Source organism: Paraburkholderia fynbosensis (genome assembly GCF_902859935.1).
Classification (GTDB): Bacteria; Pseudomonadota; Gammaproteobacteria; order Burkholderiales; family Burkholderiaceae; genus Paraburkholderia; species Paraburkholderia fynbosensis.
Window position 1 is genome coordinate 50,209 of the sequence record NZ_CADIKI010000021.1, and the last position, 13,553, is coordinate 63,761.

The window sequence follows — 13,553 nt, forward strand, 5'->3', positions numbered from 1 at the left end:
GGAGCACGATGTATAACGCCCAGGGAAAGATTTCCCAAGCCGAAGTTCTGACGAAGTACGCACCGCTCGTGCGTCGCCTCGGCTTGCAGCTCGTCGCCAAGATGCCGGCGAGCGTCGATCTCGACGATCTTATCCAGGCCGGCATGATCGGATTACTGGATGCCGCTGGCCGCTACAAGGAAGATCAGGGCGCGCAGTTCGAGACCTACGCCAGCCAGCGGATTCGCGGTGCGATGCTCGACGAGCTGCGCAGCAACGACTGGTTGCCGCGCAGCTTGCGGCGCACCTCGCGCGAGGTCGAAACGGCGGTGCATAAGGTGGAGCAGAACCTGGGCCGCTCGGCGAGCGAAACCGAGGTGGCCGAGCACCTGCAGATGCCGCTCGACGAATATCAGTCGATGCTGCAGGACCTGCATGGCAGCCAGTTGATCTACTACGAAGACTTCGACCGCTCCGCCGACGACGAGCCGTTTCTCGACCGCTACTGCGTGGATCATTCCGACCCGCTGTCGGCGCTGCTCGACGACAGCCTGCGCTCGGCGCTCGTGGAGGCGATTGACCGCCTGCCGGATCGCGAGAAGCTGCTCATGTCGCTGTACTACGAGCGCGGCATGAACCTGCGCGAAATCGGCGCGGTGATGGAGGTCAGCGAGTCGCGGGTGTGCCAGTTGCACAGCCAGGCCGTGGCGCGCCTGCGCACGCGGCTGCGGGAAATGGCCTGGGCGAACGCCGAGGCGAACTGAAGCGGGATTGTTCGAGGTTAAACCGGTAGCGCTACACGCACACCGCGTTCCTCAGGCATCAGCCATTTCATGTTCGGCGGCGAGCGCGAGAAAGGCCGAGCGCGACATGCCGCGCGCCTGCGCGTACGCGTCGATCTCATGCACCAGCGCCTCGGGCAGTGAGATGTTGATGCGAACCGCTTTCTTCAGCGCCGGAATATTGCGCGTGGTCACGAGGCCCCACGTGAATCCTGCGAAGCCAGGATTGAGCCGATGCTCGTCGAGCGTCCGGCGTTCGGGCAGCGGCATACCTTCGTCGATCAAGGTCTCGAGATGCGATTCGATGGCCTCTTTCGCGTTCGCGTAGGCTTCCTCCAGCGTATCGCCTGCCGAGTGGCAGCCCGGGATGTCGGGCACCACCACGCCGAACGCATGCTTCTCGTCACCGGGCTCGATGGCGATTGGAAAGACCAGGTTTTTCATTTCAGACCCGCCTGTTTCAGAATGCTGTTCAGGGTGCCGGGCGGCAGATCCTTTTTCGGATGCGGGATGGTCACGAGACCGGGCTTTACCGCGTGCCGAAAATGATGGTGGCTGCCCGTTATCCGGACGAGTTGCCAGCCATCGGCGTGGATCAGTCTGACGACCTCGGCGCTGTTCATATTGCACTCCTGAAACTATACACACGATTACACAACCTCGCTAGTGAGCGGAGTTTTGCCTGTGGATGCGCCGCGACGCCAAAGCCGCGGCGGCGGCGGCGAAAACTCGATTGGGGATGACATTTCAACGCGACGCGGCGTTGTGCGCCAGCTAGCCAGATGGCTAACGTTGGAGCGCGAGAGCGGGCAATGAGGTGAGGGCGCCGCAATAGAAAAAGGCTCGTCGATGACGAGCCTTTGCGTTCAGCCTAGGTGTGGCCGACAGGGCCGGGGTCGGTGCGGCAGCCACCTGGCCGCCGATGCCTTCAAACTCCGGAGTGCGCCGGAATCCGCCCATCGGGCCCGTAGAAGTTGTTGGCCTTGCGCGGTGCGTGCACCTGCAGCGCAGCCAGGGCGCGCTGGTTGTAATCCATTCGCACGCGGATCAACTCGCCATTGTTGGTATTGGCGCGCCGGGCGCGCTCGACGGCTTTTTGCAGCAGCGACCACTGCGCGGCGATCCGCGCATCCGAGTCGGCCGCCAGTTCCATACCGGGCCAGCCGGCCGGCAAGCCCAGCTCGGCCAGTTGCGCGTCGCGCGCTGCTTCCAGGCGCGCGAGCACGCCAATCAGCTCGGTCTTCTTTTCGACGATCGAGGGCAGTTCTTCCAGCGCCGACGCGGAGGCCAGAACCTTGGACTCGATGGTCAGGATCGAGGCGAACGCCTCGACGGTCGAATATTCGTCGATGAGGGTGGCAAGCAGGGCGTCTTTCATCTCAGCAACTCGCTGGGCACGGCGGCTCGCGCATGATTCGCGAGCCGGGTTGGTCGAACGCCGCCCGGCATTTCACCGCACTTCGCTGTGCCGCTCAATGGCCGGTCGACGAGGTCTTGTTCTGCAACAGGTCGCGCGCCGTCTGCAGCACGCCGTCGGCGATCTTGCCGGAATCGATCTGCAGCGTGCCGCCCTTGATGGCCTGCTTGATCGACTCGACGTGCGCCGTGTCGATGTCGGCCGAGCCGGACGCCGCGAGACTGCGCAGATGCTGCGACAGGCCCGACAGGCTGACGCTCGCGTCGCCCGAACCGCTGGCCGTGGTGGCCGCCGCCGTGCTCGCAGTCTGCGCGGTGCCGGCCGCAGGGGTGCTGTCGCTCTGTTGCGAGCGGGACAGGGCGTCTTTCAACGTCGGCAGATTCGAATTGGTTGTGGAATCGACTTTCACGATGGGCTTCCTGAACGATTTGATCCTGATAACGGCAACCGCTGATCAAAACTTTAGCGCAACCGGTCCACACCGGACCCTGCTTTTCCACGCGATCCGTCCCCTTCGATGCCGCCGCCGCCCCAGCCGGTTCCGACGTGTGGCGCAGGGCGGTCCGCCCGTTCACAGTTGAATCTCCACGGTCGCGCCGTCCCTGACGATGCCCGAGATGACCTGCCCGTTCGCGGTTTTCACCCGCACCTGCTGGCCCGGCGACGCGTTGTTCATCGCGCTGCCTTCGGCCGAGATCGAGAAGCCGTTGCCGGCAGCTACGACCCGCACCGTCTGGCCGATCGCGACCGCGGATGCGCTCTTGAGCATGTCGCGGCGCAGCGGCATGCCGCCCGCGATCCGCACGAGCGAGACCGAGCCGACCGCCTGCGAGGGATCGGTGACGATCGCTTGCGGCAGGCCGGTCAGGTCGCCGTCGCGCGCGACCAGGTCGGCGGCGGTGAGCACTTCGCCCGGCGCCATGGCGCGGGCGGCGAGGTAGTAGGTGGCGTGCAGCGAGACGCGCGCCTGTAGATAGATGGTCCACGGACGCTCGCCCGCACAGCGCACGCCGACGGTCATGCGGCCCCACAGGCGCGCGCCTGTCGGCATGAATGGTTCGAGCGAGGCGCAGGCGCTGAGGCCACGCGGAAAGGCCGACGCGACGGTGATGTCGATCTTGCCGGGCAAGCCGGCGGACTGCTGCTGCAAAAAGGCCAGCGCGGCGGCGTGAATCGCTTCGGCGTCCTGCTGGCCGGGCAGCGTCGCGGGCTGCGCAATCGCGGCTGCCTGCATGTTTTTCTGCGCGACGGCCGGCGCTGGCTGGCGCACCGCCGGCGTCCTCGCGATCACGGGACGGCTCGGCATCGCGGCGGCCGCCGGCGCGATCGGCTTGCCGTTCGCGCCGAATTGCGGCGGCTCGCCACGCGACGCGAGCGTGTCGAAACCGCTGCCTTGCGGCGCGCTGGCGTCGACCGGCTGGACGGCGACCGGGGCCGTAGTCGGCGCAGGTGTCACGATGACCGGCATGACCGCGCGCGAAGCCGGCGCGACATTCACGCGCGCCAGGTTCGCCGACGCCCCGGCATTGCCGGGCGCGGGAATTGTCACGACGCCGTTGGTGTCCGGTTTGAAGTTGGTGCGGATCATTGCCGGTGCGGCGGCGGGTTCGTTCGCGCCCGGAATGACGATCGCGCCGCTCGTGCCGGCGGCGCGTGTGAACGGATCGGCGTCGCGCGGCGCGGGACCGCGTCCGATCGATTGCGCCGTGGCGGCGGCGAGCGACGTGGCCGAAGCCGCGCGCTGCGACGGCGTACGCAGCTGCTGCGCGATATCGGCGAGCGCGCCGGGGTTCTTTTCAGCGGGACCCGGAATCACGATCGGGCCGCCGGCTTCCTGCGCCTGGCTCGTGCCCGGCAGCAGCACGATGCCGCCCGCGACCCACAGCGCCACGCTCACCACCAGCCGCGTGAAGACGCGCGAAGCGGCGCGCGTGGCCAGGCGCGCCGCGAGCCGCATGACGCGCGCAGGCCGGCCGGCGCGCAGCGAAGCGACCGCGGCCGCCTCTGCGGATGCATGCACGGACGCACCCGGGCGATGCGCCGCCGCGCGGCTCGCACGCTGCGGCAAATCGGAAGTGGGCTGGTCCATCGTGGGTCTCCATCGAATGCATCGGTACGCCTTGCATTCTAGTGAGCGCCCCGGCCGCGCAAACGTTGAATAGAAGCCCCCTTTCCCGGTTATTCGTCCGATTGCCGCTTGCGTTCGGCCCATAAGATGCACCTCATGCAAAAAGGCCTTCCCGGTCGATGCAGCCCGCGAGCGGCGCAGTGATGGGAAGCCTAGGGAACCCTCTCGGGAGATTTCTATGCTGGACAAACTCGATGCCGAATTTGCCTTCGGCCGTCAGGCGCTGGATGTGCGCGCTTACCGGCAGGAGCTGCTGTCGTCGAATATCGCCAATGCCGATACCCCGGGCTACCGGGCGCGCGACGTCGATTTCGCGTCGTCGCTGGCCGGCGCGCTGAAGAAGACGGGCGGCACCGCCGCCGGCCAGGGCGCGTCGAACAGCTCGACGCTCGCGATGACGCAGCCGGCCGGCGTGACGAGCGGTATGTCGATGGTGTCGACGGAGCCTGGCCACATGGCCGGCAAAGCGACGCTCACCGCGACCGGCGGCGCGCCCGACGACTACGGCAACCTGCAATACCGGATTCCGACGCAGCCCGCGCTCGACGGCAACACGGTGGATATCGACACCGAGCGGGTCCAGTTCGCCGACAACACGCTGCATTTCGAATCGGGCATGACGGTGTTGTCGAGTCAGATCAAAACGATGCTGGCGGCGATCACGTCGGGTTCATAACAGCACACGCAGCAACAGACACAGCAGCAAGCACGAACAAATCGCTACGGGACTTAACTTGAGGCCGGCTCGAACCGGCAGGAGAGGTCAGGAAACCATGCCATCCCTGATGAATATTTTTGGTGTTGCCGGCTCCGCGATGTCCGCGCAGTCGCAGCGGCTCAACGTGACGGCGTCGAATCTCGCCAACGCGGACAGTACCACCGGCCCGGACGGCCAGCCGTACAAGGCCAAGCAGGTCGTGTTCGCGGTAAGCCCGCTCGGCGGCGCTCGCTCGGGTTCCGGCCAGCAGGTGGGCGGCGTGCAGGTCACGGGCGTGGTCGATGACCCGTCGCCGATGAAGACCGCGTACGAGCCCGGCAATCCGGCGGCCAATGCGGACGGCTACGTGACGCTGCCCAACGTCGATCCGGTGCAGGAAATGGTCAACATGATCTCGGCTTCGCGCTCCTATCAGGCCAACGTCGAAACGCTGAACACGGCCAAAACCCTGATGCTGAAAACGCTCACGATCGGAACCTGAGGAGAACGCCTTGACCACTAGCACCACGATCGGCAGCAACGGCACGACCGTATCGCAAACGCTGCTCGACACGATGAACGGCACGAACAGCAGCACGAGTTCGACCAGTAGCACGTCCGGCACGTCGGCCGCCGATCTGCAGAACACTTTCCTGCAATTGTTGGTCGCGCAGTTGAAGAACCAGGACCCGACCAATCCGATGGACAGCTCGCAGATGACCTCGCAGCTCGCGCAGATCAGCACGGTGCAGGGCATCAGCCAGCTGAACACCTCACTGAGCTCGCTGTCGACGCAGCTCTCGGCGGGCCAGCAATCGCAGGCCGCGCTGCTGATCGGCTCGACCGTGCTCGCACCGGGCAACTCGATCTCCGTGGCGAGCGGCAAAACCGGCGCGTTCGGCGTCACGCTCGCGAACGACGTGAGCGATCTGCAGGTCGTCGTGAAGAACTCGGCCGGCACGATCGTCAACACGATCGATCTTGGCAAGCAGTCCGCCGGCACGATTCCGGTCGGCTGGACGCCGACCGACACCGCGGGCAACGCGCTGCCTGACGGCAACTACACGATCACCGCGATGGGCACGATCAACGGACAGCAGGCGACCGCCACCACGCTGACCGGCGCGACGGTGGAAAGCGTCGTCACGCAGAGCTCGGGCACGGCGGGCCTCGTCCTGTCGAATGGGACGACGGTCGGCCTGACCAGCGTCGCCGCGATCCTCTGATTCAGAACAATTCAGTTACGACTTTCCAGACACGGAGAACGTCATGGGTTACCAGCAAGGTTTGAGCGGTTTGTCGGCATCGTCGAGCGATCTCGACGTGATCGGCAACAACATCGCCAACGCCAACACGGTCGGCTTCAAGAGCGGCACCGCCGAATTCGCCGACATGTACGCCAATTCGATCGCGACCGCGGTGAACCAGCAGGTCGGTATCGGCACGAAGCTCGCGGAAGTGCAGCAGCAGTTCTCGCAAGGCACGATCACCTCGACCAATCAGGCGCTGAACGTTGCGATCAACGGCAACGGCTTCTACCAGATGAACAACAACGGCACGCTGACCTATTCGCGTAACGGCGTGTTCCAGCTCGACAAGAACGGCTACATCACCAACGCGCAAGGCCTGCAACTGATGGGCTACGCCGCGAACAGCGGCGGCGTGATCAATAGCGCACAGACCGTGCCGCTGCAGGTGCCGACCGCGAACATCGCGCCGACGGCGACCACCACGATCGCCGCCGGCCTGAACCTGAATGCGCAGGACGATCTGATGCTGGGCACGCCGACGGTGAGCTCCACGGCAGCTACGCCGGTCCAATCCAGCGTGACGATCACCAATGCCGCTGCGGGCACGAACGCCAACGACTATTCGATCAACTTCACCGCCACGGGTTACACGGTCACCGACAGCGTCGGGAACACCGCCACGAGTACCAGCGCATACACCGCGGGCACGGCGATCACGCTCGGCAACGGCGAGACCGTTACGTTCAATGGCACGCCGGCGGCCGGCGATACCTACACCGTTGCGCACAATCCGACCGCGTTCAACCAGAACAGCTCGTCGACGTACAACTACTCGACCAGCACGACCGTCTACGACACGCTCGGCGGCTCCCAGCAGGTCAACATGTACTTCGCGAAGTCGGCGGCCGGCACGTGGAACGTCTACGCGGGCACCTCGACCGGCACGGCGACGCTGGTCGGCCAGGCGAACTTCGACTCGTCGGGCAAGCTGGTCGGCACGACCAATGCGAACGGCACCGCGACCTCGGCGCCGTACACGTTCGACCTCTCGATCCCGACCACCGACGGTTCGGCGACGCCGCAGAGCATCACGCTGAACATCGCGGGCACCACGCAGTACGGCGGCAAGGACGGCGTGAACACCCTGCAGCCGGACGGCTATGCGGCGGGCCAGTTGACCGGCTTCACGGTGGCCGCCGACGGCACGCTGACCGGCAACTATTCGAACGGCCAGACCTCCGCGCTCGGCCAGATCGTGCTGGCGAACTTTGCGAACCAGAACGGCCTGGTCGACCTCGGCAACAACGAATACGGCGCGACCTCGGCATCGGGCGTCGCGCAGATCTCCACGCCGGGCTCGACCAACCACGGCGTGCTGCAAGGCGGCGCGGTGGAAAATTCGAACGTCGATCTGACGAGCGAACTGGTGAATCTGATCACCGCGCAACGCAACTATCAGGCGAACGCGCAGACGATCAAGACCCAGCAGACCGTCGACCAGACCCTGATCAACCTGTAAGCGACCGGGACCCCATCATGGATCGGCTGATCTACACCGCGATGTCGGGCAGCGCCCAGGCGCTCGAACAGCAGGCGATCGTCGCGAACAACCTCGCGAACGCATCGACCACCGGCTTTCGTGCGCAGCTCGAGACTTTCCGTGCCGTACCGATGTCGTTCGGCGACGGCAGTTCGATCAACGACAACACCACCCGCACCTTCGTGCTGTCGTCGACGCCGGGCGCCGACTACACGCCAGGGCCGATCCAGCAGACGGGCAATCCGCTCGACGTGGCGATCCAGGGGCCGGGCTGGCTGTCGGTGCAGACCGCCGACGGCAACGAGGCTTATACGCGCGCCGGCAATCTGCACGTCGACGAAAACGGCCAGCTGGTGAATGCCACCAACCAGGTGGTGCTCGGCAACGGCGGGCCGGTGTCGGTGCCGCCGGGCGCGGAGATCACGATCGGCAAGGACGGCACGGTGTCTGCGTTGACGCCGGGCGATCCGCCGACCGCGGTAGTCACGGTCGATCAATTGAAGCTGGTGAATCCGGACCCGCAAACCATGACGCGCGGCGACGACGGCCTTTTTCGCACCGCCGACGGCAACCCCGCCGACGCCGATCCGGCCGTCACGCTGGCGCCGGCGTCGCTCGAAGGCAGCAACGTGAATCCGGTCAGCGCGATGGTCTCGATGATCACCAACGCGCGGCAGTTCCAGATGCAAACCAAGCTGCTCGAGAACGCCGACAAGAACGATCAGTCCGCCAACCAGCTGCTCAGCTTCAGCTAACGGATCGCCCCGGCATAGCAACCACGGGACCGGAGTAAGCGCCAAAGCGCTAACTCCGGTCGACACAGGAGAACATAAGTGAATCGCTCGCTCTACATCGCCGCTACCGGCATGAATGCGCAACAGGCGCAGATGGACGTGATCTCGAACAACCTCGCGAACGTCAGCACCAACGGCTTCAAGGGCTCGCGCGCGGTGTTCGAGGACCTGCTGTACCAGACCATCCGCCAGCCGGGTGCGAATTCGACGCAGCAAACCGAACTGCCGTCCGGCATCCAGCTCGGCACCGGCGTGCAACAGGTCGCCACCGAGCGCCTGTACACCCAGGGCAACCTGCAGCAGACCGGCAACTCGAAGGACATCGCGATCAACGGCGCGGGCTTCTTCCAGGTGCAGATGCCCGACGGCACCACCGCCTACACCCGCGACGGCTCGTTCCAGACCAACGCGCAGGGGCAGCTCGTGACGTCGAGCGGCTATCAGGTGATTCCGGCCATCACGATTCCGACCAACGCGACGTCGCTCACGATCGGCAGCGACGGCGTCGTGTCGATCACCGTCGCCGGTTCGACCAATAGCCAGCAGCTCGGCTCGATGCAGGTCGCCACTTTCATCAACCCGGCCGGCCTCGACGCGAAAGGCGAGAACCTGTTCTCGGAAACGGCTTCGTCGGGCGCGCCGAACATCGCGCAGCCGGGCCTGAACGGCGCCGGCACCCTGAATCAGGGCTACGTGGAAGCATCGAACGTCAACGTGGTGCAGGAACTGGTGAACATGATCCAGACGCAGCGCGCTTACGAAATCAACAGCAAGGCCGTGACCACCTCCGACCAGATGCTGCAGACCCTCAGCCAGATGCAGGTTTGAGAGACCGGGAATTAAAGGCGGTAATCAAGATGTCGCACTTCACTCGCATTCCGGTTCATTCGCGCACCGCTCAGGCGCTCGTGCAGCTCACGTTGCTCGCGGCCCTGGGAGGCTGCGGCCTCGTGCCCAGGGAGCCGATCACGCAGCAGCCGATGACGGCGTTGCCGCCGGTGCCACCTCAAGCGCAGGCGCCGGGCTCGATCTACAACCCGGGCTATGCGGGCCGGCCGCTATTCGAAGACCAGCGGCCGCGCAATGTCGGCGACATCATCACGATCGTGATAGCCGAAAACATCAACGCGACCAAGTCGTCGGGCGCCAATGCGAATCGCAACGGCAGCACGAATCTGGCGGTGCCGACCGCGGGCTTCCTCGGCGGCCTGTTCGCCAAGGCCAATCTGAGCGCGAGCGGCGCCAACGTGTTTTCCGGCACCGGCGGCGCCAATGCGTCGAATACGTTCAACGGCACGATCACCGTCACGGTGACGGGGGTGCAGGCGAACGGCAACCTGATCGTCAGCGGCGAAAAGCAGATGCTGATCAACCAGGGCAACGAATTCGTGCGCTTTTCGGGCGTGGTGAATCCGAACACGATTTCCAGCCTGAACGCGGTGTATTCGACCCAGGTGGCCGACGCCAAAATCGAGTACTCGGCGAAGGGCTATCTCAACGAGGCCGAGAATATGGGCTGGCTGCAGCGCTTCTTCCTCAACGTGTCGCCGTGGTGATCATGCGTACCGTCTCCCTTCGCCGCGCAGCCCGCGCCGTTCTTGGCGCCGCCCGGGCCGTGGGCGTCACTGCCCAGCGTGCCGGCCGTGCGCTCGCGCTCGTCGCGCTCACCTGTGCGGCGCTGCCGGCCGCCACGCCGGCACATGCCGAACGCCTGAAAGATCTCGTCCAGATCCAGGGCGTGCGAGACAACCCGCTGATCGGCTACGGCCTCGTGGTCGGTCTCGACGGTACCGGCGACCAGACCACGCAGACGCCGTTCACCACGCAGACGCTCGCCAACATGCTGGCGAACCTCGGCATCTCGATCAACAATCAGGCGGCGGGCTCGAGCAACGCGCAGTCGTCGCTGTCGAACATCCAGTTGAAGAACGTCGCCGCCGTGATGGTGACGGCGGTGCTGCCCCCGTTCGCGCGGCCGGGCGAACAGATCGACGTCACCGTGTCGTCGCTCGGCAATGCGAAGAGCCTGCGCGGCGGCACGCTGCTGCTCACCCCGCTCAAGGGCGCCGACGGCCAGGTGTATGCGCTCGGCCAGGGCAATCTCGCGGTTGGTGGCGCCGGGGCCAGTGCCAACGGCAGCAGGGTGCAGGTCAATACGCTGGCAGCAGGTCGCATCGCTGGCGGCGCGATCGTCGAACGCGCAGTGCCGACCTCGGTGTCGCAAGCGGGCACCATGCAGCTCGACCTGAACGAGATGGACTACGACACCACGCAGCGCGTCGTCGCGGCGGTCAACAACGCGTTCGGCGGCGGCACCGCCACCGCGCTCGACGGCCGCACGATCCAGTTGCGCGCGCCGAGCGATCCCGAGCAGCAGGTCGCCTTCATGGCGCAACTGCAGAACCTCGACGTAAGGCCCGCGCAGGCCGCCGCGAAGGTGATTCTGAACGCGCGCACCGGCTCGATCGTGATGAACCAGATGGTCACGCTGCAGAACTGCGCGGTCGCGCACGGCAACCTCTCGGTGGTGATCAACACGCAGCCGGTGGTGAGCCAGCCGGGCGCGTTCTCGAACGGCCGCACCGTGGTTGCGCAGCAGTCGCAGATCCAGATGAAGCAGGACAACGGTGCACTGAAGCTGGTGAGCGCCGGCGCGAATCTCGCCGACGTGGTGAAGGCGCTCAACGCACTCGGTGCGACGCCCGCGGATCTGATGTCGATCCTGCAGGCCATGAAGGCGGCGGGCGCGTTGCGCGCCGACCTGGAAATCATCTAAGGAAGACGCCAGATGAATTCGGATACGACCAATACCGCGAACGACCTGACCAGCCGGTTCGCGCTCGACGTGCAGGGCTTCGCGAGTTTGAGCGCGCAAGCCAAGGCCTCGCCGCAAGCCGGCACGAAGATGGCTGCGCAGCAGTTCGACGCCGTGTTCACGCAGATGATGCTCAAGAGCATGCGCGATGCGACGCCGCAGGACGGCCCGTTCGATTCGCACGACAGCGCGACCTTCACGTCGATGATGGATCAGCAGATGTCGCAGCAGTTGTCGAAGAAAGGCATTGGCGTGGCCGACGCGATGCTCAAGCAGCTGATGCGCAATCAGGGCATCCAGACAGGCGGTGGCGCGGGCGGTTTCGCCGGCATGGCCAACGCATTGGGCGGTGGCGGCAGCGGTGGGGACGAAGGCCAGACCGCCGCGCTCAACGCGCTCGCGAAGGCCTACGGCAACGCGCAGGCCAACGGTCAGCTGGCGATGGGCAAGGGCTACTCGGCCAATAGCGCATTGACGCCGCCGTTGCGCGGCGACGGCAGCTCGCCGAAGGTCGACGCGTTCGTCGACAAGCTCGCCGCGCCAGCCCAGGCGGCGAGCGCCGCGACCGGCATTCCGGCACGCTTCATCATCGGCCAGGCCGCGCTCGAATCGGGCTGGGGCAAGAGTGAGATCAGGAAGACGGACGGTTCGCCAAGCCACAACGTGTTCGGCATCAAGGCGAGTAAGGACTGGACCGGCAAGACCGTCTCGACCGTCACGACCGAATATGTGAACGGCAAGCCGCAGCGCACCGTCGAGAAATTCCGCGCGTACGACTCGTATCAGGAAGCGATGACCGATTACGCGAACCTGCTCAAGGGCAACCCGCGTTACGCGCAGGTGATCAATTCGTCGCGCGACGTGAACGGCTTTGCCAACGGCATGCAGCGCGCGGGTTACGCGACCGACCCGCATTACGCCAAAAAACTGATGTCGATCATGCAGAAGATGGGCTGATCTGCCGTCGATGCAGCGACGCAGTCATGCAGCGGCATCGCGCCCTATCCACCCGCGAGAGGTCCTTGCGTTTTAACGTTTGCGGCAAATATTTCATTAAAGCCCCTAAATTTTGGCTGGATGCTGCCGCTAATCAGCTAAGACCCGATACCGGAAAAGCGTCATAACGTCCGATTGAATGCGTGTGTCGCGGCTTCGATCGGGGCCGCGCGAAAACTCCGGCAGGAGCCCTGGCACGCGCCCGCAAGAACATGCATACCGGCAAGCCCATGGATATGAATCAGTCGAACGGCCAGACCGACACGCACGGCCAGCCGCACGCCCCGCAAGACGATAGCGCGCCGGATTTCGGCCGCCGCAATCCGCTGGAGATCGGCGTTCAGTTGCGCAATCTCGTCAATCGCGGCGATTTCCTCACCGTCGAATATGCAGGCGGCCAGCTCGTGACGCGCCTGCTCGACGTCGACGTGCGCGGACGCACCTTCACCTTCGATTGGGGCGCGTTGTCCGACCAGAACGCGAGTCTGCTGGCCGCGCCGCGCTGCAAATTCCACGCGGCGCCGGACGGCGTGCGCCTCGAGTTCGTCACCGCGACGCCGCGCGAGACCCGCTTCGAAGGACTGCCCGCGTTCGAGGCCGACTTCCCCGAAGTGCTGTTTTACGTGCAACGCCGCGAGTATTTCCGCGTCGATGCGCCGATTCTCGATCCGTACATGTGCAGCGGCCGTCTGCCCGCGGGCGACACGTTCCGCTTCGAAGTGCACGATCTGTCGCTCGGCGGCGTTGGCATGCGCACCACGGATGAACGCGTCGCCGAATTGCCGATGGACACGCGCCTGGAAGATTGTGAACTGTCGCTCGGCGCGCTCGGCCGGCTGTCGCTCGATCTGCAACTGGTGTCGCACCGCGCCACGGCGTTGCCGAACGGCACGCAGCGCTACCAACTCGGTTTCCGTTTTCTGACGCTGCCGGGCAGCGCTGAAAACACGCTGCAACGTCTGATCACGCAGCTTGAAATGAAGCGCCGTTCGCTGGTGCGTTAAGCGGATGCGGGGCGGGTGGACCGGCGTCGATCCAGGCCTTGCGCGCTTGCCGCGTGAGGAACGGGCCGCGCGCTTCGTCTGAACGAGCGCGGCGGAACGCACGCAATGAGGCGCACGTGAAGTCGCGCCAGCGCCGCGCCCGGCCAGCCTC

General features: G+C 65.4%; 16 protein-coding genes. 11 read left to right on the top strand and 5 right to left on the bottom strand.

The genetic code is table 11. The features are described 5' to 3' along the window. Nucleotides 1–8 precede the first annotated feature (8 nt). Nucleotides 9–743: an RNA polymerase sigma factor FliA gene (locus HV770_RS28850; RefSeq protein ID WP_121316010.1), complete on the top strand. Its 735-nt coding sequence runs from the start codon at nucleotides 9–11 to the stop codon at nucleotides 741–743. Between the two features lie 51 nt (nucleotides 744–794). Here HV770_RS28850 and HV770_RS28855 read toward each other — a convergent pair whose 3' ends face one another. The 5 genes from HV770_RS28855 to flgA all read right to left on the bottom strand — a co-directional run bounded on the left by HV770_RS28855 (nucleotide 795) and on the right by flgA (nucleotide 4,267). Further along, complete coding sequence (locus tag HV770_RS28855) at nucleotides 795–1,205, bottom strand: type II toxin-antitoxin system HicB family antitoxin (RefSeq protein ID WP_175164968.1); 411 nt, start codon at nucleotides 1,203–1,205, stop codon at nucleotides 795–797. Continuing rightward, on the bottom strand, nucleotides 1,202–1,384 hold the full coding sequence (locus HV770_RS28860; protein ID WP_175164969.1) for a type II toxin-antitoxin system HicA family toxin: 183 nt from the start codon (nucleotides 1,382–1,384) through the stop codon (nucleotides 1,202–1,204). The genes HV770_RS28855 and HV770_RS28860 overlap by 4 nt, the downstream gene beginning before the upstream one ends. 305 nt (nucleotides 1,385–1,689) lie before the next feature. Next, entirely contained in the window at nucleotides 1,690–2,139 is a 450-nt protein-coding gene (locus HV770_RS28865; protein ID WP_175164970.1) for a flagella synthesis protein FlgN, read from the bottom strand. 94 nt (nucleotides 2,140–2,233) lie between these two features. Then, nucleotides 2,234–2,587: a flagellar biosynthesis anti-sigma factor FlgM gene (gene flgM, locus HV770_RS28870; RefSeq protein ID WP_175164971.1), complete on the bottom strand. Its 354-nt coding sequence runs from the start codon at nucleotides 2,585–2,587 to the stop codon at nucleotides 2,234–2,236. 162 nt (nucleotides 2,588–2,749) lie between these two features. Next, nucleotides 2,750–4,267 (bottom strand): flagellar basal body P-ring formation chaperone FlgA, encoded by a 1,518-nt coding sequence (gene flgA, locus HV770_RS28875; RefSeq protein ID WP_175164972.1) that lies wholly within the window; start codon nucleotides 4,265–4,267, stop codon nucleotides 2,750–2,752. 217 nt (nucleotides 4,268–4,484) lie between these two features. On the opposite strand from flgA, the gene flgB reads away from it, so the two are divergent. From flgB to HV770_RS28925, 10 genes are all read left to right on the top strand, one after another. Continuing rightward, nucleotides 4,485–4,982 carry a flagellar basal body rod protein FlgB gene (gene flgB, locus HV770_RS28880; protein ID WP_121316004.1) on the top strand — a complete coding sequence of 166 codons (498 nt, stop codon included), beginning with the start codon at nucleotides 4,485–4,487 and terminating at the stop codon, nucleotides 4,980–4,982. Nucleotides 4,983–5,079: 97 nt separating this feature from the next. Then, the gene (gene flgC / locus HV770_RS28885; RefSeq protein ID WP_175164973.1) at nucleotides 5,080–5,505 is read left to right on the top strand and encodes a flagellar basal body rod protein FlgC; all 426 of its coding nucleotides are present in this window, start codon (nucleotides 5,080–5,082) and stop codon (nucleotides 5,503–5,505) included. Between the two features lie 10 nt (nucleotides 5,506–5,515). Next, nucleotides 5,516–6,229, top strand: coding sequence for a flagellar hook assembly protein FlgD (locus HV770_RS28890; protein WP_175164974.1), 714 nt, complete (start codon nucleotides 5,516–5,518; stop codon nucleotides 6,227–6,229). A gap of 43 nt (nucleotides 6,230–6,272) precedes the next feature. After that, the gene (locus HV770_RS28895) at nucleotides 6,273–7,772 is read left to right on the top strand and encodes a flagellar hook protein FlgE (protein ID WP_175164975.1); all 1,500 of its coding nucleotides are present in this window, start codon (nucleotides 6,273–6,275) and stop codon (nucleotides 7,770–7,772) included. Between the two features lie 17 nt (nucleotides 7,773–7,789). Next, on the top strand, nucleotides 7,790–8,548 hold the full coding sequence (gene flgF / locus HV770_RS28900; protein WP_121316001.1) for a flagellar basal-body rod protein FlgF: 759 nt from the start codon (nucleotides 7,790–7,792) through the stop codon (nucleotides 8,546–8,548). A 78-nt stretch (nucleotides 8,549–8,626) separates the two neighbouring features. Then, nucleotides 8,627–9,415: a flagellar basal-body rod protein FlgG gene (gene flgG / locus HV770_RS28905; protein WP_121316000.1), complete on the top strand. Its 789-nt coding sequence runs from the start codon at nucleotides 8,627–8,629 to the stop codon at nucleotides 9,413–9,415. Nucleotides 9,416–9,444: 29 nt separating this feature from the next. Next, entirely contained in the window at nucleotides 9,445–10,143 is a 699-nt protein-coding gene (flgH, locus tag HV770_RS28910; RefSeq protein WP_121315999.1) for a flagellar basal body L-ring protein FlgH, read from the top strand. Nucleotides 10,144–10,145: 2 nt separating this feature from the next. Next, complete coding sequence (locus HV770_RS28915; protein WP_246291277.1) at nucleotides 10,146–11,363, top strand: flagellar basal body P-ring protein FlgI; 1,218 nt, start codon at nucleotides 10,146–10,148, stop codon at nucleotides 11,361–11,363. A 12-nt stretch (nucleotides 11,364–11,375) separates the two neighbouring features. After that, on the top strand, nucleotides 11,376–12,359 hold the full coding sequence (flgJ, locus tag HV770_RS28920; RefSeq protein WP_175164976.1) for a flagellar assembly peptidoglycan hydrolase FlgJ: 984 nt from the start codon (nucleotides 11,376–11,378) through the stop codon (nucleotides 12,357–12,359). A 275-nt stretch (nucleotides 12,360–12,634) separates the two neighbouring features. Further along, complete coding sequence (locus HV770_RS28925) at nucleotides 12,635–13,402, top strand: flagellar brake protein (protein ID WP_484555942.1); 768 nt, start codon at nucleotides 12,635–12,637, stop codon at nucleotides 13,400–13,402. Nucleotides 13,403–13,553: the final 151 nt, after the last annotated feature.

What these genes read in the sequence shown, in the direction of transcription:
- flgB (WP_121316004.1), top strand. Translation starts at nt 4,485, where the DNA reads ATGCTGGACAAACTCGATGCCGAATTTGCCTTCGGCCGTCAGGCGCTG.
- HV770_RS28855 (WP_175164968.1), bottom strand. Translation starts at nt 1,205, where the DNA reads ATGAAAAACCTGGTCTTTCCAATCGCCATCGAGCCCGGTGACGAGAAG.
- HV770_RS28860 (WP_175164969.1), bottom strand. Translation starts at nt 1,384, where the DNA reads ATGAACAGCGCCGAGGTCGTCAGACTGATCCACGCCGATGGCTGGCAA.
- HV770_RS28865 (WP_175164970.1), bottom strand. Translation starts at nt 2,139, where the DNA reads ATGAAAGACGCCCTGCTTGCCACCCTCATCGACGAATATTCGACCGTC.
- flgF (WP_121316001.1), top strand. Translation starts at nt 7,790, where the DNA reads ATGGATCGGCTGATCTACACCGCGATGTCGGGCAGCGCCCAGGCGCTC.
- flgJ (WP_175164976.1), top strand. Translation starts at nt 11,376, where the DNA reads ATGAATTCGGATACGACCAATACCGCGAACGACCTGACCAGCCGGTTC.
- flgC (WP_175164973.1), top strand. Translation starts at nt 5,080, where the DNA reads ATGCCATCCCTGATGAATATTTTTGGTGTTGCCGGCTCCGCGATGTCC.
- HV770_RS28925 (WP_484555942.1), top strand. Translation starts at nt 12,635, where the DNA reads ATGAATCAGTCGAACGGCCAGACCGACACGCACGGCCAGCCGCACGCC.
- flgH (WP_121315999.1), top strand. Translation starts at nt 9,445, where the DNA reads ATGTCGCACTTCACTCGCATTCCGGTTCATTCGCGCACCGCTCAGGCG.
- HV770_RS28895 (WP_175164975.1), top strand. Translation starts at nt 6,273, where the DNA reads ATGGGTTACCAGCAAGGTTTGAGCGGTTTGTCGGCATCGTCGAGCGAT.
- HV770_RS28850 (WP_121316010.1), top strand. Translation starts at nt 9, where the DNA reads ATGTATAACGCCCAGGGAAAGATTTCCCAAGCCGAAGTTCTGACGAAG.
- HV770_RS28915 (WP_246291277.1), top strand. Translation starts at nt 10,146, where the DNA reads ATGCGTACCGTCTCCCTTCGCCGCGCAGCCCGCGCCGTTCTTGGCGCC.
- flgA (WP_175164972.1), bottom strand. Translation starts at nt 4,267, where the DNA reads ATGGACCAGCCCACTTCCGATTTGCCGCAGCGTGCGAGCCGCGCGGCG.